This window comes from Rhodococcus globerulus, assembly GCF_019334125.1.
GTDB lineage: Bacteria > Actinomycetota > Actinomycetes > Mycobacteriales > Mycobacteriaceae > Rhodococcus_F > Rhodococcus_F globerula.
The window spans coordinates 624,475-645,304 of the sequence record NZ_CP079698.1; the positions used below are offsets into that span (position 1 = coordinate 624,475).

General features: G+C 61.0%; 17 protein-coding genes and 1 pseudogene. 13 read left to right on the top strand and 5 right to left on the bottom strand.

Going from position 1 to position 20,830, the window contains the following annotated elements; genetic code table 11:
* Window position 1 precedes the first annotated feature (1 nt).
* The 5 genes from narJ to KYT97_RS02920 all read right to left on the bottom strand — a co-directional run bounded on the left by narJ (window position 2) and on the right by KYT97_RS02920 (window position 7,266).
* Window positions 2–655 (bottom strand): nitrate reductase molybdenum cofactor assembly chaperone, encoded by a 654-nt coding sequence (gene narJ / locus KYT97_RS02900; RefSeq protein ID WP_219111721.1) that lies wholly within the window; start codon window positions 653–655, stop codon window positions 2–4.
* Window positions 652–2,310 carry a nitrate reductase subunit beta gene (narH, locus tag KYT97_RS02905; RefSeq protein ID WP_219111722.1) on the bottom strand — a complete coding sequence of 553 codons (1,659 nt, stop codon included), beginning with the start codon at window positions 2,308–2,310 and terminating at the stop codon, window positions 652–654. The genes narJ and narH overlap by 4 nt, the downstream gene beginning before the upstream one ends.
* On the bottom strand, window positions 2,310–5,987 hold the full coding sequence (locus KYT97_RS02910; protein WP_219111723.1) for a nitrate reductase subunit alpha: 3,678 nt from the start codon (window positions 5,985–5,987) through the stop codon (window positions 2,310–2,312). The genes narH and KYT97_RS02910 overlap by 1 nt, the downstream gene beginning before the upstream one ends.
* A 126-nt stretch (window positions 5,988–6,113) precedes the next feature.
* Window positions 6,114–6,512: a low affinity iron permease family protein gene (locus tag KYT97_RS02915; RefSeq protein ID WP_033236203.1), complete on the bottom strand. Its 399-nt coding sequence runs from the start codon at window positions 6,510–6,512 to the stop codon at window positions 6,114–6,116.
* 40 nt (window positions 6,513–6,552) lie between these two features.
* A complete protein-coding gene (locus KYT97_RS02920; RefSeq protein ID WP_219111724.1) occupies window positions 6,553–7,266 on the bottom strand; it encodes a GntR family transcriptional regulator in 714 nt (237 codons plus the stop codon).
* Between the two features lie 109 nt (window positions 7,267–7,375).
* Between KYT97_RS02920 and KYT97_RS02925 the strand changes: the two genes are divergently transcribed.
* The 13 genes and pseudogenes from KYT97_RS02925 (at window position 7,376) to KYT97_RS02985 (ending at window position 20,798) form a co-directional block, all read left to right on the top strand.
* Complete coding sequence (locus KYT97_RS02925; RefSeq protein WP_219111725.1) at window positions 7,376–8,095, top strand: phosphonatase-like hydrolase; 720 nt, start codon at window positions 7,376–7,378, stop codon at window positions 8,093–8,095.
* A gap of 84 nt (window positions 8,096–8,179) precedes the next feature.
* Window positions 8,180–9,148 carry a phosphate/phosphite/phosphonate ABC transporter substrate-binding protein gene (locus KYT97_RS02930; protein ID WP_219111726.1) on the top strand — a complete coding sequence of 323 codons (969 nt, stop codon included), beginning with the start codon at window positions 8,180–8,182 and terminating at the stop codon, window positions 9,146–9,148.
* Between the two features lie 2 nt (window positions 9,149–9,150).
* On the top strand, window positions 9,151–9,948 hold the full coding sequence (gene phnC / locus KYT97_RS02935) for a phosphonate ABC transporter ATP-binding protein (RefSeq protein WP_095886218.1): 798 nt from the start codon (window positions 9,151–9,153) through the stop codon (window positions 9,946–9,948).
* Entirely contained in the window at window positions 9,945–11,540 is a 1,596-nt protein-coding gene (phnE, locus tag KYT97_RS02940; RefSeq protein WP_219111727.1) for a phosphonate ABC transporter, permease protein PhnE, read from the top strand. The genes phnC and phnE overlap by 4 nt, the downstream gene beginning before the upstream one ends.
* On the top strand, window positions 11,516–12,565 hold the full coding sequence (locus KYT97_RS02945) for a zinc-binding dehydrogenase (RefSeq protein WP_219111728.1): 1,050 nt from the start codon (window positions 11,516–11,518) through the stop codon (window positions 12,563–12,565). Before phnE ends, KYT97_RS02945 begins: the two co-directional genes overlap by 25 nt.
* A 106-nt stretch (window positions 12,566–12,671) precedes the next feature.
* Entirely contained in the window at window positions 12,672–13,154 is a 483-nt protein-coding gene (locus KYT97_RS02950; RefSeq protein WP_219111729.1) for a hypothetical protein, read from the top strand.
* 253 nt (window positions 13,155–13,407) lie between these two features.
* Window positions 13,408–14,490, top strand: coding sequence for an NAD(P)H-dependent amine dehydrogenase family protein (locus KYT97_RS02955; protein WP_219111730.1), 1,083 nt, complete (start codon window positions 13,408–13,410; stop codon window positions 14,488–14,490).
* Window positions 14,491–14,494: 4 nt separating this feature from the next.
* A complete protein-coding gene (locus KYT97_RS02960; protein ID WP_280639071.1) occupies window positions 14,495–15,094 on the top strand; it encodes a nuclear transport factor 2 family protein in 600 nt (199 codons plus the stop codon).
* 33 nt (window positions 15,095–15,127) lie between these two features.
* Window positions 15,128–16,702, top strand: a complete 1,575-nt coding sequence (locus tag KYT97_RS02965; protein WP_342393905.1) for an ABC transporter substrate-binding protein — start codon at window positions 15,128–15,130, stop codon at window positions 16,700–16,702.
* Window positions 16,703–16,735: 33 nt separating this feature from the next.
* Complete coding sequence (locus tag KYT97_RS02970) at window positions 16,736–17,548, top strand: SDR family oxidoreductase (RefSeq protein WP_219111732.1); 813 nt, start codon at window positions 16,736–16,738, stop codon at window positions 17,546–17,548.
* A gap of 204 nt (window positions 17,549–17,752) precedes the next feature.
* Window positions 17,753–18,326: pseudogene (locus tag KYT97_RS02975) on the top strand (NAD(P)-dependent oxidoreductase); the annotation flags it as partial.
* A gap of 242 nt (window positions 18,327–18,568) precedes the next feature.
* On the top strand, window positions 18,569–19,744 hold the full coding sequence (locus KYT97_RS02980) for a sulfotransferase family protein (protein WP_219111733.1): 1,176 nt from the start codon (window positions 18,569–18,571) through the stop codon (window positions 19,742–19,744).
* Complete coding sequence (locus KYT97_RS02985) at window positions 19,737–20,798, top strand: hypothetical protein (protein ID WP_219111734.1); 1,062 nt, start codon at window positions 19,737–19,739, stop codon at window positions 20,796–20,798. The genes KYT97_RS02980 and KYT97_RS02985 overlap by 8 nt, the downstream gene beginning before the upstream one ends.
* Window positions 20,799–20,830 lie beyond the last annotated feature (32 nt).

The window sequence follows — 20,830 nt, forward strand, 5'->3', positions numbered from 1 at the left end:
CTCACGTCACTCCTTCGCGGCGGGGTGGGACGGTCAGGGTGAAGAGTGGGAGTCCGACAGATTCGGCGGGTGGTCCCGAGGCGGCGAGCTGCTGGGCGCGACGCATGTCGTTGTCGGAAGCTGGGGGCAGTGTGTTGCACACTGCCCTGAGAACGGGAGCGTACGGCGAGTCCACGTCGGTCAGTGACGATTGGATCATGTCCAACGGAACGCGATGCGCCGAAAGCAGCTTCGCGCCGGTATCCGGGTCGACGAGAGAAGCGAACTCGAGGACGACAGTCAGGTGGTCGGCCGACTCGCTTTTCGGCGGATCAACTCCGGCCGCGCGATAGGCGTCGGCGAAGGCCAGGATTTCACGCCCGCGATTGCGGGTGTCACCCGCCGTCCAGTACGTGAGGTACAGCGTGCTGCGCCGCTTCAGATCGAATGTCTCGACGTACTGCGCCGCCGCTGCGAATTCCTCGCTGTCGCGAAGAAAGCGGTGAGTGAGGGAGAGTTGCTCTCGGGGAGCTGACGGGAGATGCCCGAGAATGTCCCCGACAACCGCGAGTCTTTCGCCTTGTCCACTGTCGGGGTATGCCAACAACAAACCGGCAGCGTGCCACACCAAGCGGTCCTGCCCGGCGCTGCGCCGACGTCGGCCGAAGCTGATCATTGGTTCTCGCCTCGATCAGGAAAGAGTCCGCTCGGCGAACCTTTGCCATCCCAGTTCAGAAGGTTGACCCGGGACGGGTTGGTCGAGTTGGCGGACATTTCGCCAGTTGTTTGACGCTCGCGTAGCGCGTGAAAAGTCTCGACTGCCACCGGGACCGGACCGCCACTGGCTTCGCCGAACGGGCCGGACTCGTGCATGCCCGGTCCGCCGTCGAAATCGAGAGAACACTCGGTGGCGCTCTCTTCGAGCTTGTGTCCGTCAACGGCGTAGGCGGTGGGAATGATGTACCGCTCGTCGTACTTCGCCAAGGCAAGGAGGCGATACATCTCGTACATGCTTTCCTCGGTCATTCCCACGGCCTCGGGTATGTGCGGCTGCGGTTCGCGTCCTAGGTTGATGTCGCGCATGTACGACCGCATAGCAGCCAGCCGTCGCAGAACTCCGTCGATCACATCGGTGTCGCCTGCGGAGAAAAGGCCGGCGAGATATTCGATCGGAATGCGCAACGAGTCGAGAGCCCCGAAAAGATTTCCGACGTCTTCACCGTCATGACCGTCGCGGCTCACGGCGTCGACGACGGGGGACAGCGGTGGGACGTACCAGACCATCGGCATGGTGCGGAACTCCGGATGAAGCGGCAGCGCGACGCGATAGTCCTTGATCAGTGCGTGGATGGGAGATTTCTGTGCTGCTTCGATCCACTCGTCCGAGATGCCCTCTACGCGAGCACCTTCGATGACCTCGGGATCATTCGGATCAAGCAGCACGTCGAGTTGCGCCTCGTACAGGTCTTTGTCATCCGGAACTGTCGCGGCTGCGAGAACCTTGTCCACGTCGTAGAAGATGAGGCCGATGTATCGCAGACGGCCGACGCAGGTCTCCGCGCACACCGTCGGCAAGCCCACTTCGACGCGGGGATAACAGAACGTGCATTTCTCAGCTTTACCGGTCTTGTGGTTGAAATACACCTTCTTGTACGGGCATCCGGACACGCACATGCGCCAGCCGCGGCACTTGTCCTGGTCGACGAGCACGATCCCGTCCTCGGACCGCTTGTACATCGCACCCGACGGGCAGGACGCAACACACGACGGATTGAGGCAGTGTTCGCAGATACGCGGCAGGTAGAACATGAACGTGTCTTCGAGTTGGAGTTTGACCTCCGTGCTGATCTTTTTCAGAATCGGGTCGTCGGGAACGATCTCGGGTGAGCCGGCCAGGTCGTCGTCCCAGTTGGCGGACCATTCCACCTTCATGGGTTCACCGCTGATGAGGCTTCGCGGCGCGGCTACCGGCATATGCTCCCCGAGGGGAGCCTGGGTGAGATTCTCGTAGTCGTAGGTCCAGGGTTCGTAGTAGTCCTGAATGGACGGCATCTTCGGATTCGCGAAGATGCGCGAGAGCTTCTTCAATCGGCCACCGTCACGCAGTCGAAGTCGGCCGTTCTTGTCGCGAACCCACCCGCCGTTCCACTTCTCCTGGTCCTCGTACGTGCGCGGATAACCCTGGCCCGGACGGGTTTCCACATTGTTGAACCACACGTACTCGGTACCTGATCGGTTGGTCCACGCCTGCTTACACGTCACGGAACAGGTGTGACAGCCGATGCACTTGTCGAGATTCATCACCATCGCCAGTTGCGCCATGACTCGCATCAGTACGTCACCTCCTGCGAGCGACGACGCACCACGGTCACTTCGTCGCGTTGGTTTCCGGTGGGCCCGAGATAGTTGAAGGCAAATGACGTTTGGGCATAGCCGCCGGCAAGGTGGGAAGGTTTGATCAACAGTCTGGTCAACGAATTATGGATGCCGCCACGCTTTCCCGTTGTCTCCGTGAGCGGCACGTCGATGGTGCGTTCCTGGGCGTGATAAACGAAGACCACGCCGTCCGGCATTCGATGCGACACGATCGCCCTGCACACGACGACACCGTTACGGTTGACGGCTTCGACCCAATCGTTGTCCGATACCTCGATTTTGGCGGCGTCGCCGGGGCTCATCCACATCGTCGGCCCGCCCCTCGAGAGGGAGAGCATGAAGAGGTTGTCCTGGTACTCGGAGTGGATCGACCATTTCGAATGAGGCGTCAGATAGCGGACGCTGAGACCGATTCCGCCGTTGCGATCTCCGAGAGCAGGTTCGCCGAACAGGCTTGCCATGTCGAGTGGTGGGCGGTAGATCGGTAGTTGTTCGCCCAGTTCCTCGATCCAGTCGTGATCGAGGTAGAAGTGCATTCGACCGGTGAGCGTGTGGAAGGGTTTGAGCTCCTCGATGTTGACGGTGAACGGCGCGTAGCGTCGGCCACCGGTTTCGCTGCCTGACCATTCCGGACTGGTGATCACCGGGACAGGTCGAGCCTGTGTGTCCGCGAAGGTGATTCGGCGTTCCTCACTGCCCGACGCCAAATGTGTCAGTGGTCTTCCGGTTCGTTTCTCCAGTTCGGCGAACCCTTGTACTGCGAGCCTGCCGTTCGAAGTTCCGGACAGCGCGAGGATTGCCTCAGCCATCTTTTCGGCAGTATCGAGCGCCGGTCTACCTGCGGCAGCACCCGAATCGAAGACCCCGTGTTTGGCGGCGAGTTCTTCCACCTCACGCTTCGGATGTGTCGTGACGCCCTTGGTGGTGAGGCCGGCCTTCTCGACCAGCGGGCCCAGTGCAGCCCACTGCTCCGCGACGGCAGGATAGTCGCGTTCGACGACGACGAGGGGACCCATCGTCTTGCCCGGGACGGGTGTCTTTCCTTGCGAGTGCCAATCTTGTTCTCTACCCGAGGCGTAGGCCATCGCGCCGGGTGTGTCGTGTTGCAGTGTGCCCATCACGACGTCCCGGCGTTTTCCGAGATGCTTTTCCGCCAGCACGCTGAATGCCTTGGCAACCGCGCCGAAAGCGTCGAAATCCGAGCGGGTTTCCCACGGCGGGTCGATAGCGGGGGAGAATGCGTGAAGGAACGGATGCATGTCCGTGCTCGACAGGTCGTGTTTCTCGTACCACGTTGCCGCAGGCAGCACCACGTCGGAAAGCAAAGTTGTGGACGTCATCCGAAAGTCGATCGACATCAACAGATCGAGTTTCCCCTCGGGGATGTCGTCGGTCCACGTTATGTCATTGGGGCGCAGGTTCTCCGGCGTCGGCTCGGCCTGCAGGTTCGAATCCGTGCCGAGTAGGTGGCGAAGGAAGTATTCGTTTCCCTTGCTCGACGACCCGAGTAGATTTGCACGCCATACGCTCAGCACTCGCGGCCAGTTCTGGGGATTGTCGGGATCGGTGACAGCGAGTTTGAGTGCACCCGACGATAATTGGTTGGCAACGTGCTCAGCGACATCACATTCGTGTGCATCCGCCTCGTCAGCCAGATCGAGGCTCGATCGATCGAACTGGGGATAGAAAGGTGTCCATCCCATCGACACGGCCGATGTCATCACGTCCATCGTGTGTCGGCCACTGAAATTACCTCGGCCAACGGGGCTGGAGAGTGCATCAGCTTGGTAACCGTCGTAGCGCCACTGGTCGGTGTGGACATACCAGTAGGAAGTTCCGGCCATCTGACGCGGTGGCCGGAGCCAATCCGTCCCCATTGCCACTGTCGCCCAACCTGTGACGGGTCTGCATTTTTCCTGGCCGACGTAGTGCGCCCACCCGCCGCCGTTGCGTCCCATCGACCCGGTGAGCAGCAGGAGGCTGAGAACTGCTCGATAGGTGGCATCACCGTGGAACCACTGACAGATACCTGCGCCCATGATGATCATCGATCGGCCACCCGATTCGACTGCGTTGGTGGCAAATTCACGCGCTATGCGAATCACTTGCGCGGCGCTGACGCCGGTAATCGATTCCTGCCACGCGGGGGTGTATGGCTCTGCCGGGTCGTCGAAGCCGGACGGCCACTGCCCCGGCATTCCGTCGCGCTGCACCCCGTACTGGGCGAGCATCAGATCGAAGACAGTGCACACCAGTCGATCACCCACACGGCGCACCGGTACACCGCGGACCATGGTTTCGCCGTGACCATCCGGTGTGTCGAAGCGCGGAAGATGTATTTCTGCAGTTTCACCCCAATCGGTGTCGACGCTCAGAGCAGGAACGATGTCGCCGAGGTCGAGATTCCACTTTCCGACACCTTCGTCGCCGAAGCGGAAACCGAGAGAGCCGTTCGGTACAACCATCTCATCGGTGGCGCGGTTGAGCACAACCGGCTTGAATGCAGCATTTTCGCTCGCCTCACCCAGATCGGCGGCGGTCAGGTTCTTGCCGGCGACAAGTCGGCCGTCGCGCTCCTCGATGGTGACGAGGAACGGCAGGTCGGTGAATCGACGCACGTAGTCGTCGAAGAACGGCTCACGCTGCTTCACGAAGAACTCCGACAGGACGACATGGCCCATCGCCATCGCCATGGCTCCGTCGGTGCCGGCGGCGCACGGCATCCACTCGTCGGCGAACTTGGTGTTGTCCGCGTAATCGGGGCTGATAGCGACAACCTTGGTTCCGCGGTACCGAACCTCCGCCATCCAATGGGCGTCGGGGGTTCGGGTGACCGGGACGTTGGATCCCCACATCATCAGATACGACGCGTCCCACCAATCCCCGGACTCGGGCACGTCTGTTTGGTCACCGAACACTTGAGGCGATGCCACGGGGAGGTCCGCATACCAGTCGTAGAAGGACGTCATGACGCCGCCGATGAGTTCGATGAACCGCGATCCCGCCGCGAACGACACCATCGACATCGCTGGAATGGGGGAGAACCCCGCAACGCGGTCTGGCCCGTACTTCTTGATGGTGTGCACGTGTGCCGCGGCGATCATCTCGGTGGCCTCGGCCCACGTGACGCGTACCAGGCCACCTTTTCCCCTGGCCTGCTGGTACTTTCGCCGACGCTCCGGATCAGCTTGAATGTCGGCCCACGCATCTACCGGATCACCGAGTCTGGCCAGTGCGTCGCGGTACATTTCGACGAGAACACCACGTGCGTACGGGTAGCGGACTCTCGTGGGTGAGTACGTGTACCAGGAGAACGCGGCACCGCGTGGGCAGCCGCGCGGTTCGTACTCAGGACGGTCCGGTCCCACCGTTGGATAGTCGGTCTCCTGGGTTTCCCAGGTGATGATGCCGTCCTTGACATAGATCTTCCACGAACACGACCCGGTGCAATTGACCCCGTGCGTAGAGCGCACCACTTTGTCGTGGCTCCAACGATCGCGGTAGAAGATATCGCCTTCTCGTCCGCCTGTGCGGTTCACGGTGCGAAGGTCGTCCGAGAATTTCCCAGGAGTGAAGAAGCGCCCGCTGCGGAGCAGGATGTCCTCGGCGCTGCTACCGATGTGTTCAACCACTGTGCACTTCCTTCACGTCTTCTCCAACGCCACAGCGATGGAGAATCTGACGAACGAGCATGCACGTCCATAGAACCGCAAATTCGGACTCGTCGCGACGGTTCGGGCGAAATGGACCGTCACATTTCAGTGGCGTTCTTCGAGTCCAACAGCCTCCCTGAGTCGTTTGGCAGCAGTTCGGAGCTCGGGATCATCGAATGCGGATGAATCCAGCATTGCTGCCAGTGCCTCGGCGATGACGTTGAGCTTTTCTTGCGACGCTTCGCTCGCGCGGCGGCCGGCATTCTCGAGCAGCACTACCAACAGCAGTGTGAAAACACTCGCGACTGTATGAATGGCAACCTGCCAGGTCTTGAGATCCGTCCACCACGGCAAGCTGATAAACCAGGCCACCACGATGGCGACACACAGGAAGAAGAACGGTGCCTGACTGACTCGCAACTCTGCATGTTCGACGAACACGTCAAACCGCGAGCGGCGGTTACCGCCACTGCGGGTTTGAGCAGCGTCGCTGCTTCGCTCCATGACCAGAACTTTAGTCGGCGACGATTGATTGCGCGTGTGTTTACGCGTGCATGACTGCAGTGAAGGTCATGCGGTCACCGCGGTAGAGGGATCGTCTCTGTTCGATTGGAACACCGTCGATGTCGTAGGACACTCGGTTGAGGAGGAACATCGGGGTCCGCGGGTCGACGTTGAGCAGTGATACTTCTCGGGCGTCGGGCAGTACGGTCTCAATGCTGTCGACGACGCGATCGAATTGTATTCCGCGTGCGCGTAGTTCGGCGTAGAGAGAATCTCTGTAGTCGAAGGTCTCCATGAGGCCGGGGATTCTGTGGGCGGCGATGCGGGTTGTTTCCAGTCCGACTCGGACGTTGTCGGTCGTGAACACTCGCTCGAGTTGTACGACCGCGTCACCCGTTTCAATGTGCAGGAGATCCGCGAGATTGTCGTCAGCGCCGTCGACGGACCATCCGACCAGAATTCGGGTAGCGGTCATGCCCTTGTTGCGCGCGGCTTCGGTGTAGGAGCCGATAGCAAGTGGCAGAACGACTTTAGGGTCTGCGACAACGGTTGTTCGACCGCGGCGTTCGATGCGGCCGGCAACGAGCAATTCCCGCATCGCTTGACGCAGGGTTTCCCGAGACACGTCGTATCTCTCGGCGAGATCTCGTTCGGAGGGAAATGAGTCTCCTGGTGACAGGTCGTCGAGAAGCGCGTCGAGATTCTTGCGCACGATCTGATGCTTGAGCATCCGAGGTTCTGCGTCGACCACCATGCGTCAGACACTACCATTTCTTGGTCTAGACCAAGATGTCACTGTTAGTTCATTGTCAGTTCACGCAACGGATTCGCCTTGGTCTATACCAACATGCATCGTATGGGTCATGACGAATTCGACCGCGACACAAGCGCTTAGCGAAACTGCCCTAGTTGGACCTGCCATTGAACTGGTTGTCATGGACATGGCCGGCACCACCGTCGCCGACGATGGTCTCGTCATCGACGCCTTTGACGCCGCGGCCACTGCGGTGGGTCTCGCCGAGTCCGGCGCAGACCGCGACGACGCTCGCCGCTACGTCCTCGAAACGATGGGCCAGTCCAAAATCGAAGTCTTTCGAGCACTCTTCGGCGCAGAAGACCGCGCCCAAGCCGCCAATCACGCTTTCGAAGCGGCGTACGACGCGCGCATCGACGGCGGCGTGACCTCAGTGCCCGGGGCTGCCGACGCCATCACACAACTCCGGGAGGCCGGCGTTGCAGTGGTGTTGACGACCGGCTTTTCACCGGCCACGCAGCATCGAATTCTGGACGCTTTGGAGTGGGGCACGGTCGCTGATGCTTATCTGGCGCCGGGGGATTCGTTCCGAGGGCGTCCGCATCCGGATCTCGTGCTTGCTGCTGCACTGCAGTGCAGAGTCAGTGACATGGCGGCTGTCGCCGTGGTCGGTGACACCGCGAGCGATATCCGATCGGGTCGACGCGCAGGTGCGTCCGTCGTCGCCGGCGTCCGCACCGGCGCCCACCGGAGCGAGGTTCTGATCGATGCCGGCGCGACCCACATCCTCGACAGCATCACCGATCTCCCGAGCCTCGTACTTCGCTGAATTCGCTAGCCCTGAGTTCGCTCAGCCCTGAACTCGACTGATGCCTTATCTTCCCTGCTTTCACTCGACCGAACGGACCACGACATGAGTATCCGCACTCTTCGCCGCGCCAGCATTGCTGCGGCCCTTCTTTCCACCGCCGCACTTGTCGCTGCCGGTTGTTCCAGCTCAGGTGCTGAAATCACAACTGAACAGGGATTCCCGAAAACCCTGACACTGGCCGCAATTCCGGCTGAAAACTCCACCGACCTCAAATCCAGTTACGACCCGGTGATCGAACGACTGGAACGCGAGACGGGGGCGAAAGTCGAATTCGTCCAGGCATCCGATTACGCGGGCGTGGTCGAAGGTCTCATCGCCGGCAACGTCGACCTCGCGTTCTTCGGACCCTTCGCCTATGTCGTCGCCGGTATCAACGGCGCACAGATGACGCCCCTCGGTGCTGTCGTGAAGAACGAAGGAACTCCTCCCGGATACCAGTCCTACGCAATCACCCGCTCGGACAACAAGTCCGTCAATAGTCTCACCGACTATGCAGGGAAAAAGGTCTGCTTCGTCGATCCCAGTTCGACATCCGGATTTCTTTACCCCACGGCCGGACTCATCGAAGAAGGTGTCATCGCCTCCGGTTCGGAAGCAGACATCTCCGCCGCAGTCACCCCCATCTACGCAGGCGGACATGACGCGTCGGCGCTCGCAGTCAAGAGCGGGGACTGCGACGCCGGTTTTGCATTCGACACGATGGTCGACAAGACCATGATCGACAACGGTGAGCTGAAGCCAGGTGAGCTCAAGACTGTCTGGAAGTCGGAGATGATCGCAGGATCGTTGTTCGCTGCCAACGACGAACTCGGTGCCGACGCGATCGCGAAGCTGAAGGCGGTCTTCAGTGAAGGCATGAACGCCAAGGCCTTCCAGGCTGATGGCATCTGCTCCGACGAATGCCGCATCACCGACGAGCGCGCCTGGGGCGTCGTACCGGCACAGGACAGCGATTACGACGGCGTCCGCCACGTATGCGAGGTCACCGGTTCGCAGAAGTGCCAAGGCTGATCATGCCGACACCCCCGAACGACATAGTCATCAGCGCACGCGACGTCACGAAGACCTTCGGTTCCACCACCGCACTCCAGAACGTCAACCTCGACGTGCACCGCAGTGAAATGCTCGTGCTGCTCGGTCTTTCGGGCTCCGGCAAGTCCACGCTGCTGCGCTGCATCAACGGACTCCATCCGATCACCTCTGGCAGCGTTACCGCGCTGGGCACCCGCATCGACTCAGCTCCGGCGCGTGACGTGCGGGAACTGCGCAAGAACATCGGATTCATCTTCCAGCATTTCAATCTCGTCGGACGCCTCAGCTGTCTCGAGAATGTTCTCGTCGGAGGTCTCGGACGACTGCGCATCCCGCGCTACGGGACGCTGACGTATCCGAAGTCGATGCGCATCGAGGCTCTCAACTGCCTCGACCGGGTTGGACTCGCAGATCTGGCCGAGCGCCGCGCCGATACCCTCTCCGGCGGACAGCAACAGCGCGTGGCCATCGCGCGCACCCTGATGCAGCGGCCGAGCATCGTGCTCGCCGACGAACCGGTGGCCTCGCTCGACCCGGAGAACGCCGGTGTTGTCATGGATCTGCTGCAGCGGGTGTGCACCGAGGAACAGCTGACCGTCGTGTGCACGCTCCATCAGGTCGACCTCGCGCTGGGCTGGGCACACCGGCTCGTCGGCCTTCGCGATGGAGAAGTAGTTCTCGATCGTCCGGCGAGCGGGCTGTTACGCGAGGATGTCATGCCGATCTATCAACGCCTCGCACCCGAGCGTGACGCGCTGTCGGTGGTGGGATCGACGTGACCACCACGCTCGGTCAACCACCACCGAAAACTGATTCCCCGCAGACAGTTACGCGAAATAGACGTTGGCTACTACCCGCGTTGAGTGTGGCTGCAGTGGTTGCGACGCTTCTGTCGGCGCAGTACATCAACTTCGCTCCCGCGACACTGATCGACGGCCTCGAAGATGTTCAGCGCCTACTCGGACGCATGCTCCCGCCGCGCGTGGACGACACCGGGCGTATCGTCTCGCTCGCCTTCGACACGCTGCTGATGGCCGTGCTTGGTACTGTCCTGGCCGCGATCGCTTCCATTCCCTTGGCTTTCCTCGCTGCGCGCAATACGACTCCGCATCCGTGGGTGTACAGCGTCGCGCGGGCCGTCATCACGTTCTGTCGGGCCATGCCCGACCTACTGTTCGCAGTGCTGTTCGTCCGAGCACTGGGGATCGGTGTCCTCCCCGGGATTCTTGCGCTGGCGCTGCATTCGATCGGCATGCTCGGCAAGTTGTTTGCCGATGCCATCGAGCAAACCGACAGCGGACCGCGGGAAGCGATCCGAGCCACCGGCGCCGGATACCTGCGTGAAATGATCAATGCTGTTGTACCCCAGGTTGTTCCCGCTTGGATCGGCGCGTTCGTCTACCGCATCGACATCAACCTGCGCATGTCGGTGGTTCTCGGATTTGTCGGTGCCGGCGGAATCGGGTTTGCGCTACAAGATGCGTTGCGGGGACTGATCTACCCGCGCGCCCTGGGGATCGTGCTCGTCATTCTGGCCATCATCGCCGCGATGGAATTGGTGGCGATCGCCGTACGGCGCACGCTGCTCGTCCCGTCGATCGGTGGACCCCGCCGCGATCGAGCGATGCGTATCGGTGCTTCGACGTTGCTGATCGCGTCCTGCATCGCCTCGTTTGTCGTACTCGAGATCGACCCCAGAGCGCTGTTGACGTGGGTTGGGCCTTCCGTGGAGGTCTTCGGGCGCATGGTGCCGCCCGATTTCTCCTCGCTCGGTGCCGAACTGCTCGACGCCACCGTCCAGACTGTTGCGATCGGCGTCGTATCCACGGCTATCGGCGTCGGACTTTCGATCCCGGTCGGAATCCTCGCTGCTGCCAATGCGACGCCGCATCCTGTGCTTTATTGGCTCGCGAGGGCGTGGATCGTCGTGGTGCGTGCCGTACCTGAACTCATTCTCGCCGTCGTATTCGTTGCGGCCGTCGGGCTTGGCCCGGTGGCGGGTACGTGCGCCCTGGCGATCGGCTCGGTGGGATTTCTGGGCAAACTTGTTGCCGACGCTGTCGAGGAGATCGACCCGGGGCCGCTCGACGCAGTTACCTCGGTGGGTGGCGGTTGGTGGAATCGAATCTTCAGTGCTGTTCTGCCACAATCTATTCCTTCGATCGTCGGATCCAGTCTGTATCTACTCGACGTCAACATCCGCACGTCAACCGTCTTGGGCATCGTTGGCGCCGGCGGCGTCGGATTTCTGCTGTTCGAGTCGATTCGCACTCTGAACTTCCAGATCGCCGGTGCGATCGTCATCGTCATTTTTGTCATCGTCTACATCGTGGAAAGGATTTCCGGATGGATCAGATCGCTCCTCGTTTGACGCGGGCAGCCGTATGGACACGCGATGGCGTCGACATCCGGGAAATGAAGATTCCCGAACTGGGTCCGGGGGAGGTCCTCGTTCGTGTCAGCCTCGCCACGGTCTGTGGCAGCGACCTGCACACCGTGTCCGGACGCCGCGACGCGCCGTGTCCGTCGATCCTCGGGCACGAAGCCGTCGGGCGAGTGGTCGCCATCGGAGGTCGGGCAAACCCTGAGGTGGTGGGGGAGTGCGTGCGCCCACTCGCTGTCGGTGACCGAGTTGTGTGGTCGGTGACGGTCCCGTGCCACCGCTGCCCACGCTGCGCCAAGGGTTTCACTGCCAAATGCGTGAACGTGCGCAAGGTTGGGCACGAATCAGCGCTAGGGCCATGGACATTGAGTGGGTCGTACGCCGCACATATCGTTCTGCCGAGGGGGACCGCGATCTCGCTGGTTCCCGATTCATTGCCCGACGCGGTGGCCGCACCGGCAGCGTGTGCAACCGCGACCGTGATGGCAGCGCTCGAAGCGGCGGGGGATCTCACTGACAAACGAGTGCTGATCTACGGGGCTGGGATGCTTGGTGTCACGGCTGCCGCTGCTGCAACCGAGGCCGGTGCCGTAGTGCAGATGGTCGATCCGAATCCGTTGCGGCAAAGTCAATCTCATCAGTTCGGTGCTTCCGACGATGATGACCGATTACTTGCCGACATCGCAATTGACTTCTCCGGTGCCCCGGCTGCAGTGAACGCCGCCCTGCAACGCCTCGACCTCGGAGGTCGTCTTGTACTCGCCGGATCAGTGAGCCCAGGCCCTGCCGTTGCAGTGGACCCGGAGGATGTTGTTCGTCGGTGGCTGACCATCACTGGTGTGCACAATTACGAACCGCGGCATCTCGGTCAGGCAGTTGCGTTCCTCGCCGCAACGAGTGAGAAATATCCGTGGGCAACTCTCGTTGACGAACCTGTGCCGCTCGACGCAATGGAGGACGTTCTTCAGCCCCCATTGTCGCCGGTCGTACTCAGATCGTCGGTCGCGCCCTAGTGGTGCTTGATGGTGCAGACAAGCGGGTGCTGTGCGATTTCGATGACGGTCGTGGCGCCGGTACATTGGGCCGATAGATGGCTGGACTACAGGATGGAATGCCGACGTGAGTGAGATCGAGTCGTATTCCAGCGTCGGATCGGATCCGGGGACCGTTCTGATCGTGCTGAAGCGGGCGAAGCTCGCGATGTTGTGGGGCGCCTCGTATCATCCGATTGTCACGATCAACGGCAGGGCCGAAGCACTGCCGTGGGGTGCACACAGAGTGGCATTTTCGGATGCGGAGCCACTGTCGATCGACGTGTATGTCAATGAACGCAGGCTGAGATCGCTGAAATCAACGATCGGACGCTGCGCTGCGATCATTCCTCCCGGAACGGCTCGGGCAGTCGAGTATTCGGCTCCGGCACAAGGATTCTGTCGGGGTGAGTTGGGGCCGCTCGGCACGACGCGTTCGCGCGGGTTGGTCGCTCAGTTCCTGATCGTCGGCGTACTTGCATTGATCTGCGGATTCATGGCCATCGGGCTTCTCGGAGTGGGTCTGGCAGCCATGACAGGGCAGCTCGGTGAACTACGTCCGCCGCAATAATCCTTCAGAGGCGTGGCCCTTTACCGTCGGGTCATCCGGATAGGTTGCGCTACTGATCTTTCCGTGATCGTTGGGATGTCGCATGGTGCGCGCTCTGGTCGAACGGCGTGACGCGGGAGAATTCGAGTACTGGGCGATCGCACCAAGAGATAGTGACCCCCGACGTGATCGACAGCGGAGTGTCATTCTCATTTTCAAGAGGGGTGCTCTTGTGTCGTGCTACGTTGAGTGACCCGACACGCATAGGAGCCCGATGACGACCTCGCAGGCAGCGCCTACCTACCGCGTGATCCAATGGGCCACAGGAAAGGTCGGCCGCCAGTCGATTCGCCATTTCGTCGAGAACTCGGCGTTCGAGCTGGTCGGTGTATTGGTCACCAACCCCAACAAAGTCGGCAAGGATGCCGGTGAGCTCGCAGGTCTGCCCGACACCGGTGTGATCGCAACGGACGACGTCAATGCCATTGTCGCTCTGGACGCAGACTGTGTGCATTTTTCGCCACAGGGGACGCTCCCGGACCTCGAGATGGTCTGTCGATTGCTGCGGTCCGGCAAGAACGTGGTCACCCCTCTGGGCCCATTCTTCCGGACTGAGCGCACCCGTGAGTACCTCGACACGATCGAGGCAGCCGGCCAAGAAGGTGGCACCTCATTTCACGGGTCCGGTCTGCATCCGGGCTACATGAGTGATCTGTTGCCGCTGACCTTGATTCGTCTGATGAGCCGGATCGACCGCATTCATGTGTACGAGACCGTCAACTTTCTCGCGTACCCATCCAATTACATCCCAGCCATGGGGTTCGGGCGCGCACCCGACGATGTTCTTGCCAACCCGAGTCGTTCGGCAGACACCCATCACATCTACGCACAGTCGATGGAAATGATCGCCCACACCCTCGGCGCGACGATCACCGACATCACAACAACACTGGAATTGGCCACCGCCACAGCGGACATCGCCTACCCGGGGGGTCTCGTCGAGGCTGGAACAGTAGCCGGGCAGCATTACGAATGGACCGCGTGGGCCGACGGTGCGCCACTGATCACCTTCCACGGTTTCTGGATCATGGGTGATGCCATCGAGCCTCGGTGGGATTGCGGGGACGACACCGGGTACCGCGTGGTCATCGAGGGCGATCCGGGACTGGAACTGAACATTTCCCGAGGTGGCATCAACAACGACCAAGATGACAACGGCGCTCTGCCGTGGACCGGATACATCGGCGCCAACGCCATCCCCGATGTCTGCGATGCGCCACCGGGAGTGATCACGCATCTCGAACTCGGCGTGGTTCGTCCGCGCGGCTTGGTGCGGCCAGGTTCCCTTCTGCGTTAGAGCTTTGCGGAAATCGACCGCGAGCAAGTGCACAAGGAAAGGCACAGCCATTACTGCATCCGAAGACATCCTCGAGTTGATGAGCCTGAAGGCGCGCTACTTTCGCACCCTGGACACAAAGCAATGGGACGATTTTCGTTCGCTATTTGCCGACAACCTGCAGTTTTTCGTCGACGAGCAATCGCATGAGAGCGTCCGGCAATTGTTGCAGACATCACCTGCCGACAGTCCGTCGTCGGTCATCAGCCCCGCGGGAAGCTACCGAACACCGACAATCGTCGGCGCTGACGATTTCGTCGAGTACATATCACGCAGCCTGGCGTCGGCAATCACTGTGCACCAGGGGCACACTCCCGAAATTGTTGTGAGTTGCGACGGAACGGCGACGGGCATCTGGGCCATGTACGACTGGGTCGAAGATGTTCACCGCGGGCTGTCGCTCAAAGGCTGGGGACATTATCACGAAGAGTATGAGCTCGATATCGACGGCCGATGGCAGATCAAGCGTATGGAGTTGACGCGATTGCGGGTCGACATGACGTCGCCGGATCGTGGTCTCTCCACGCCCGTGGCGCCCTGGACGCGCTCGACTGCGGCCCGATAAGTTTCCCTTGCTCTGACTACACCAGAGAGGTCGATGATGATTCGACGCACCCGCTTCCTGACCGCGGCACTCGCCGCTGCCTGTTCGACGGCACTCGTGCTGACCGCTTGTAGCAGCTCCGGTGCCGACAGCCAGGGGGAGTTATCCACCGTTGGAGAGCCTGTGCCGGGCGGCGACGCACGTGTTATCCAGGTCAATGAGCCGCGGACTCTCGACCCGGCAGGGCTGACGAACAACTGGGCGAATCACGCATTCATGGGGAATGCGTTGTACGGGACCCTGATGACCAACGATGTCGAGTCTTTCGACATCGAGTACAAGCTGGCCGAGGACTTCACCACCACCGACGGTGGAAGCACGTTCACTCTGAAACTCCGTCCGGGCTTACAGTTTTCGGACGGAACACCACTCGATGCCGCGGCCGTGAAGTTCAACTGGGATCGGTTGGCAGATCCTGCGTTGGGATCGAGTTCGCTCGCCATGGCGGCCCAGGTCAATGCGACGGAGGTCGCCGATTCCACGACCTTGACTGTGCGGATGGATGCGCCTAACCCGCACTTTGCGCAGACGTTGATGACAAACGCGATGAACTGGATTGCGTCCCCGACAGCACTTCAGAGGGGGCAGACTGCGTTCGATACGGCCCCGATCGGTGCCGGTCCATTCATTCTGACAGCGTGGTCGCGTCAGGACAGAATGGAATTTGCGAAGAACCCCACTTACTGGGATTCTCCAAAACCATACTTGGACAACATTGTTCTCCGCACAGCGAACGACAGCAGCCAGCGAACCAACACGGTAATGACCGGTGGTGCCGACTTGACCTCGGAAATCAGTTGGCGAAACCTGGCGATGGCAAGAGCTGCCGGATTCCCCGTCACGACGGCGCCGACGGGCGGCGGTCAATACATGGCAATGAATTTCCGGCGAGCCCCGTTCAACGACGAGCGTGCGCGCCGAGCGGTCGCACTGGCAACGGATCTCGATGCCTTGGATCTCGCCGTCAACGACGGCAAAGGGCAGGTTCCAGAGACGCTGTTCCCGGAGACATCACCGTTCCACGCGGATATCCCGCTGAAGAAGACAGACAAGGAACAAGCACAGAAACTGTTCGACGAGCTGGCCGCGGAGGGTAAGCCGGTGTCCTTCACCTACACATCTTTTTCGACAGTGGAGAACAAGGCTGGGGCGGAAGGATTGCAGGCCCAACTCAGCGCCTTCGACAATGTCGATGTCAAGGTTGACGTCGTCGACTTTGCTGCAGGCCTGGCTATTTACGGCTCGCACGACTACGACATGATTGCCACAGGGGCGATGATTCAGGATCCGGACGCAGAGCTGTGGTCCAACTTTCACGGCAGTTCGCAGCGCAATCTCACAGGTATCAACGACCCGGAACTCAACGACGCACTCTACGCCGGTCGCATAGCCGAATCGGTGGACGAGCGTAAGGAGGCGTACGAGATCGTGCAGAAACGGATCGTCGCTCTGACACCCGGACTCTGGTACGTGCGAGCGGCAACGTCGGTGGTCACGGGAAAGAACGTGCACGGCATCGAACTGTATGGAATTGGATCACAGTTGCCTGAAGAGTTGTGGATCACGTAGTAACTGAATAGTCCTAATCAAAAGGAGGCTGTCGTGGGTTCGAATGTGTTGGTAGTAATCGGTGTTGGTGGGATGGGGCAAGCAATCGCTCGCCGGCAGGGAGCCGGAAAGACCGTGCTGCTCGCTGACTTCAACGAGGCTGTATTGAAATCTGTTGCAGCGCAATTGACCGGCGAGGGTCACAACGTGGTTACTCGGCAAGTCGACGTCTCGTCCGGTCCATCGGTGGCTGCACTCGCCAACGTCGCAGCCGATCTCGGAGCGGTCACCGATGTTGTCCACACTGCGGGTGTGTCGCCGGTTCATGCATCGACATCAGCCGTCTTGAACGTCGACCTACTGGGTGTTGCGTTGGTGCTGGAGGAATTCGGGCGTGTCATCGCCTCGGGTGGAGCGGGCGTAGTCATATCGAGTATGGCCGGATACTTTGCCGCGCCACTTGATGCGGAGCAGGAGCGGGCACTGGCGACGACATCATCGGGTGATCTGCTCGACCTTCCGTTTGTCGATGCCGATGCTGATCCCGGGCGCAGTTACAGCCTGGCCAAGCGCGGCAACCACTTCCGCGTGCAGGCAGCGAGTGCGTCCTGGGGTGCGCGGGGTGCACGCATCAATTCGATCAGCCCCGGTGTCATCTCGACCCCGATGGGGCAGGCGGAACTCGCCGGTGACAGTGGAGCAGGGATGCGTGCCATGGTTGCCGGGTCTGCCACACGACGCGTCGGTACGCCCGACGATATCGCTGACGCAGTCGCATTTCTGCTCGGCCCCACCGCGAGTTTCATTAGCGGCACGGACTTGCTCGTCGACGGCGGCGCCATCGCGGGGGTGCGATACAACGGCTGATTGCTTCGCGCGATTCGTTACCAGGCCCGAACCGTCAGGCGCTCTCGACGGGCGTTGAATCGTCGAACCCGCGATGAGTTCACCGGCCGCACCCAACGAAAGTGCGTCCACGAAGATTCTGCTGCGGCGGATCCGTGGGGGAGGAGCACGAGCGCTGCCTCTCGAGTGAGTAACTCACCCCGATGCCCTCGGATCTTTTGCTGTTGCAATTGCGGCACACTTCTCAACGGGATGCCGCGGGGATCCGCCTTGGTCGTACACACCACGGGGTAGTCCATATACGGTCGAGGTCATCGCCGCCAGGGTCGAGTTCCTTGGCATCGATGTGCTCGATGCTGCGGTCTGTGGCGGACCGCACGATATTGCGGACGGTCGATTAACCCTGTTTGTGGGAGGGGCCGATGACGCAGTAGCGCGAGTCAGTCCAGTTTTGCGGAGCTATGGCGATCCGGTGCTCCATGTTGGCCCGGTGGGCGCAGGGCAGCGTGTGAAGCTGGTCAACAATGCATTGTTCGCGGCGCAGATCGGGTTGCTCGCCGAAGCGGCCGACCTCGGACGGCAGCTCGGTATCAACGAAGCGACACTGCTGAAAGCGTTACCCTATGGATCCGCTGCCTGTCATGTCATGGGGAATATTGCTGCGAGAGGGTCGGTCTCGGCGTTCACCAGCGCTGTCAGCCATTTTCTCGACAAGGACGTGGCCGTCGTGAAAAGTACAGTCGCCGATGTCGGAGGTGACCTAGGAGTCCTGCAGGTCGTCATCGATGCTCGGCAAACAGTCGATTCTTCTCGAGTGCTGTGTCGGGTCATTCCGTTTCCGAACTGCGTATCTAAGTTTTGCTATTGCAATTCCACTATTACCGCAATATGGTGGCATTCATCACTCGTGACAGGCTTACGTAACCGGAGCGTCACTCGCCCGCTGGCTGCGCAATCATTTTCCGCCTTCGCTTCTGTCTGTCAATAACGTTCGTGTAGTTCACAATTCGAGTTCTCAATTGGCTAACGAGGGGAATGTAGATGCTGGATGCCGGTGCCATCACAACCGAAGCGGAAACGCGCGTTGGGATTTCGGACCCCGAGGCCGATTTGCTGAGCCCCAATCTCGATCACCTGGTGGCGGCAATCAACGCGACCGCCGACCTGACGTTCGGGTCCGAGGCCTCTGTCGGTAGCTCGCTGGTGGCCAGGACGGCCGACCGGCTGGAGGGTCTCAAATGGCTGGGCAAGCATCCCGAGATCGCCGATGAAGTCATCGCGGATCCGGTGTTCCTGTGCGGCCTGCCCCGTTCGGGTACAACGTTCTTCCAGTATCTGTTCGACCGGGACGAGAGGTTCCGCCTCATCCGTACCTGGGAGGTCAGCGAGCCCTCACCGCCCCCCGGTGCTGATCCGGGGTCCGTACGTCGCCGCAAGGCGGCCGAAGCCGAACGACGCAAGACACACCGAATTGCGGGGTTCGATGCAATGCACCTCTCGGATGCCGACGGGCCCGAGGAATGTCACGCCTTCCTCGAACAGAGCTACTCGTCGGCCGGTTTTCACAATCTCATGAACGTGCCGGAGTACTTCGATTACCTGATGTCAACGGATCTCACCCCGGCATACCGCGTGCACAAGAGGCAATTGCAGCTCCTGCAATGGCGCACCCCGCGGCCCCGCTGGGCCCTTAAACATCCGAACCATGTCATCGCGACGGATGCAATCCTCGAGGTCTATCCGGACGCGCGCTTCGTGATCACCCATCGGGATCCGGTACAAATTCTGGCTTCCATCTCGAAGATGACCCTCAAACTCCGTGAGTCCCGTTCGAACTCTCCGGTCGACCCACATCTTGTCGGCCGACAAATGCTCGACTTCATCCAGCGTCACGTCGACCGGATCATGACGTTCAGCGATTCTCCTGATGGCACGCGGGCGACGCATGTCGACTACTACCGTTTGGTCGACGACCCAATCACAGTGATGGCGGAGGTGCATAGCGCACTCGATCTCGATTCTCCACCGGCGGTACGCGAGGCAGTGGCCGACTGGTACTCGAGAAATCCGAAGGGCTCACGTGGCTCCAATCCCTATGCCCTGGAGGATTTCGGTCTAGACGGTGACATGGTGGCGGAGCAGTTCGGCAGGTATATGTGTCGATTCGGTATTCCACGTGAGCAGGTCGGACTGGGAACGGATCGCTCGAATGTCTGACGGCCAGGCAGGGTGGATGGCACTCGATGCTGCCGTAGCGACGGCTCGATCCGAGTTGTCTACCGCCGCACCCGATTCGGTCACCGGTGTCGAGAGTGAAGGCTGCCTGGCCCGCGTTGTGACCAGTAGTCTCACTGACAACTTTCTCCGCCACCAACTGACCGCCGGGGGTCTGACGCGGTCGGTGCCCACCATGGGCGGGCCCAATCCCGATTATCTACTGTGCAGTGCCCCTATTGATCCGGCGCGGCGCTACCGATTGGAAGGCCGCTTGCACGACTCGGAGCGGGTGGCGGTTGGCCTCTATTCGATCGGCGTGGGCGGAGCGCTCCTGGCGGCGGGCCAGGCGAGCTTCGAACCCGCACAACTGGGTCCGGACGGGTGCTTCGCGCTCGATCTGGTGGCGGGCGCTCAGGGCAACGGACGCCTGCCGATCCAACCCGATTGCCGAGTCCTGCTGGTGCGCACTCTGCATCGCAGTCCTGAGGGTCGGCCGGTCAGCCTGACCCTCACGGGTGGCGCAGGGCACTCCGATCACGGACTCCAGGCGGGGGGTTCCGCCGGCGCTCTGGAACAGGCCGCACAACGAACGCTTCGCACCGTCCGCCAGTACATCGAATGGGCGCGACTGATCAGTACGACGCCCAATCGCTTCGCACCTCCCCACCCGAGCATTGCCGAGGCTGCTCGCGGCGATGCCGATACCGAGTATTTCTTCGGATACTACGAACTCGGCGAAGGCGAATGGCTGGAGGCTCTCGCGCCCTCCGGGCTGGCCGGCTATTGGTCGTTGCACGCGTACAGCCACTGGCTCGAAGCGCTGCCCGGCGCCGGAGTCCACGACCTCAGTGCCGCAACGGACCCCGATGGGCGTATTCGCATTCGCATCGGGCCCGCAGTCCCGCCCGACCTGCCCAACCGGGTAGACACACTCGGCCGTCGACGTGGGGTGTTGATCTTCCGTGCCATCGGTGCGCCCGGACTTGGCGTTCCCGGCACCGTATTGCGCTCGTCTGTGTCCGCCAACTCAGGGCGCCGCTACGAGACATCCTGAAGAGTGTCTGATTGATATCCGACCCTATCCAC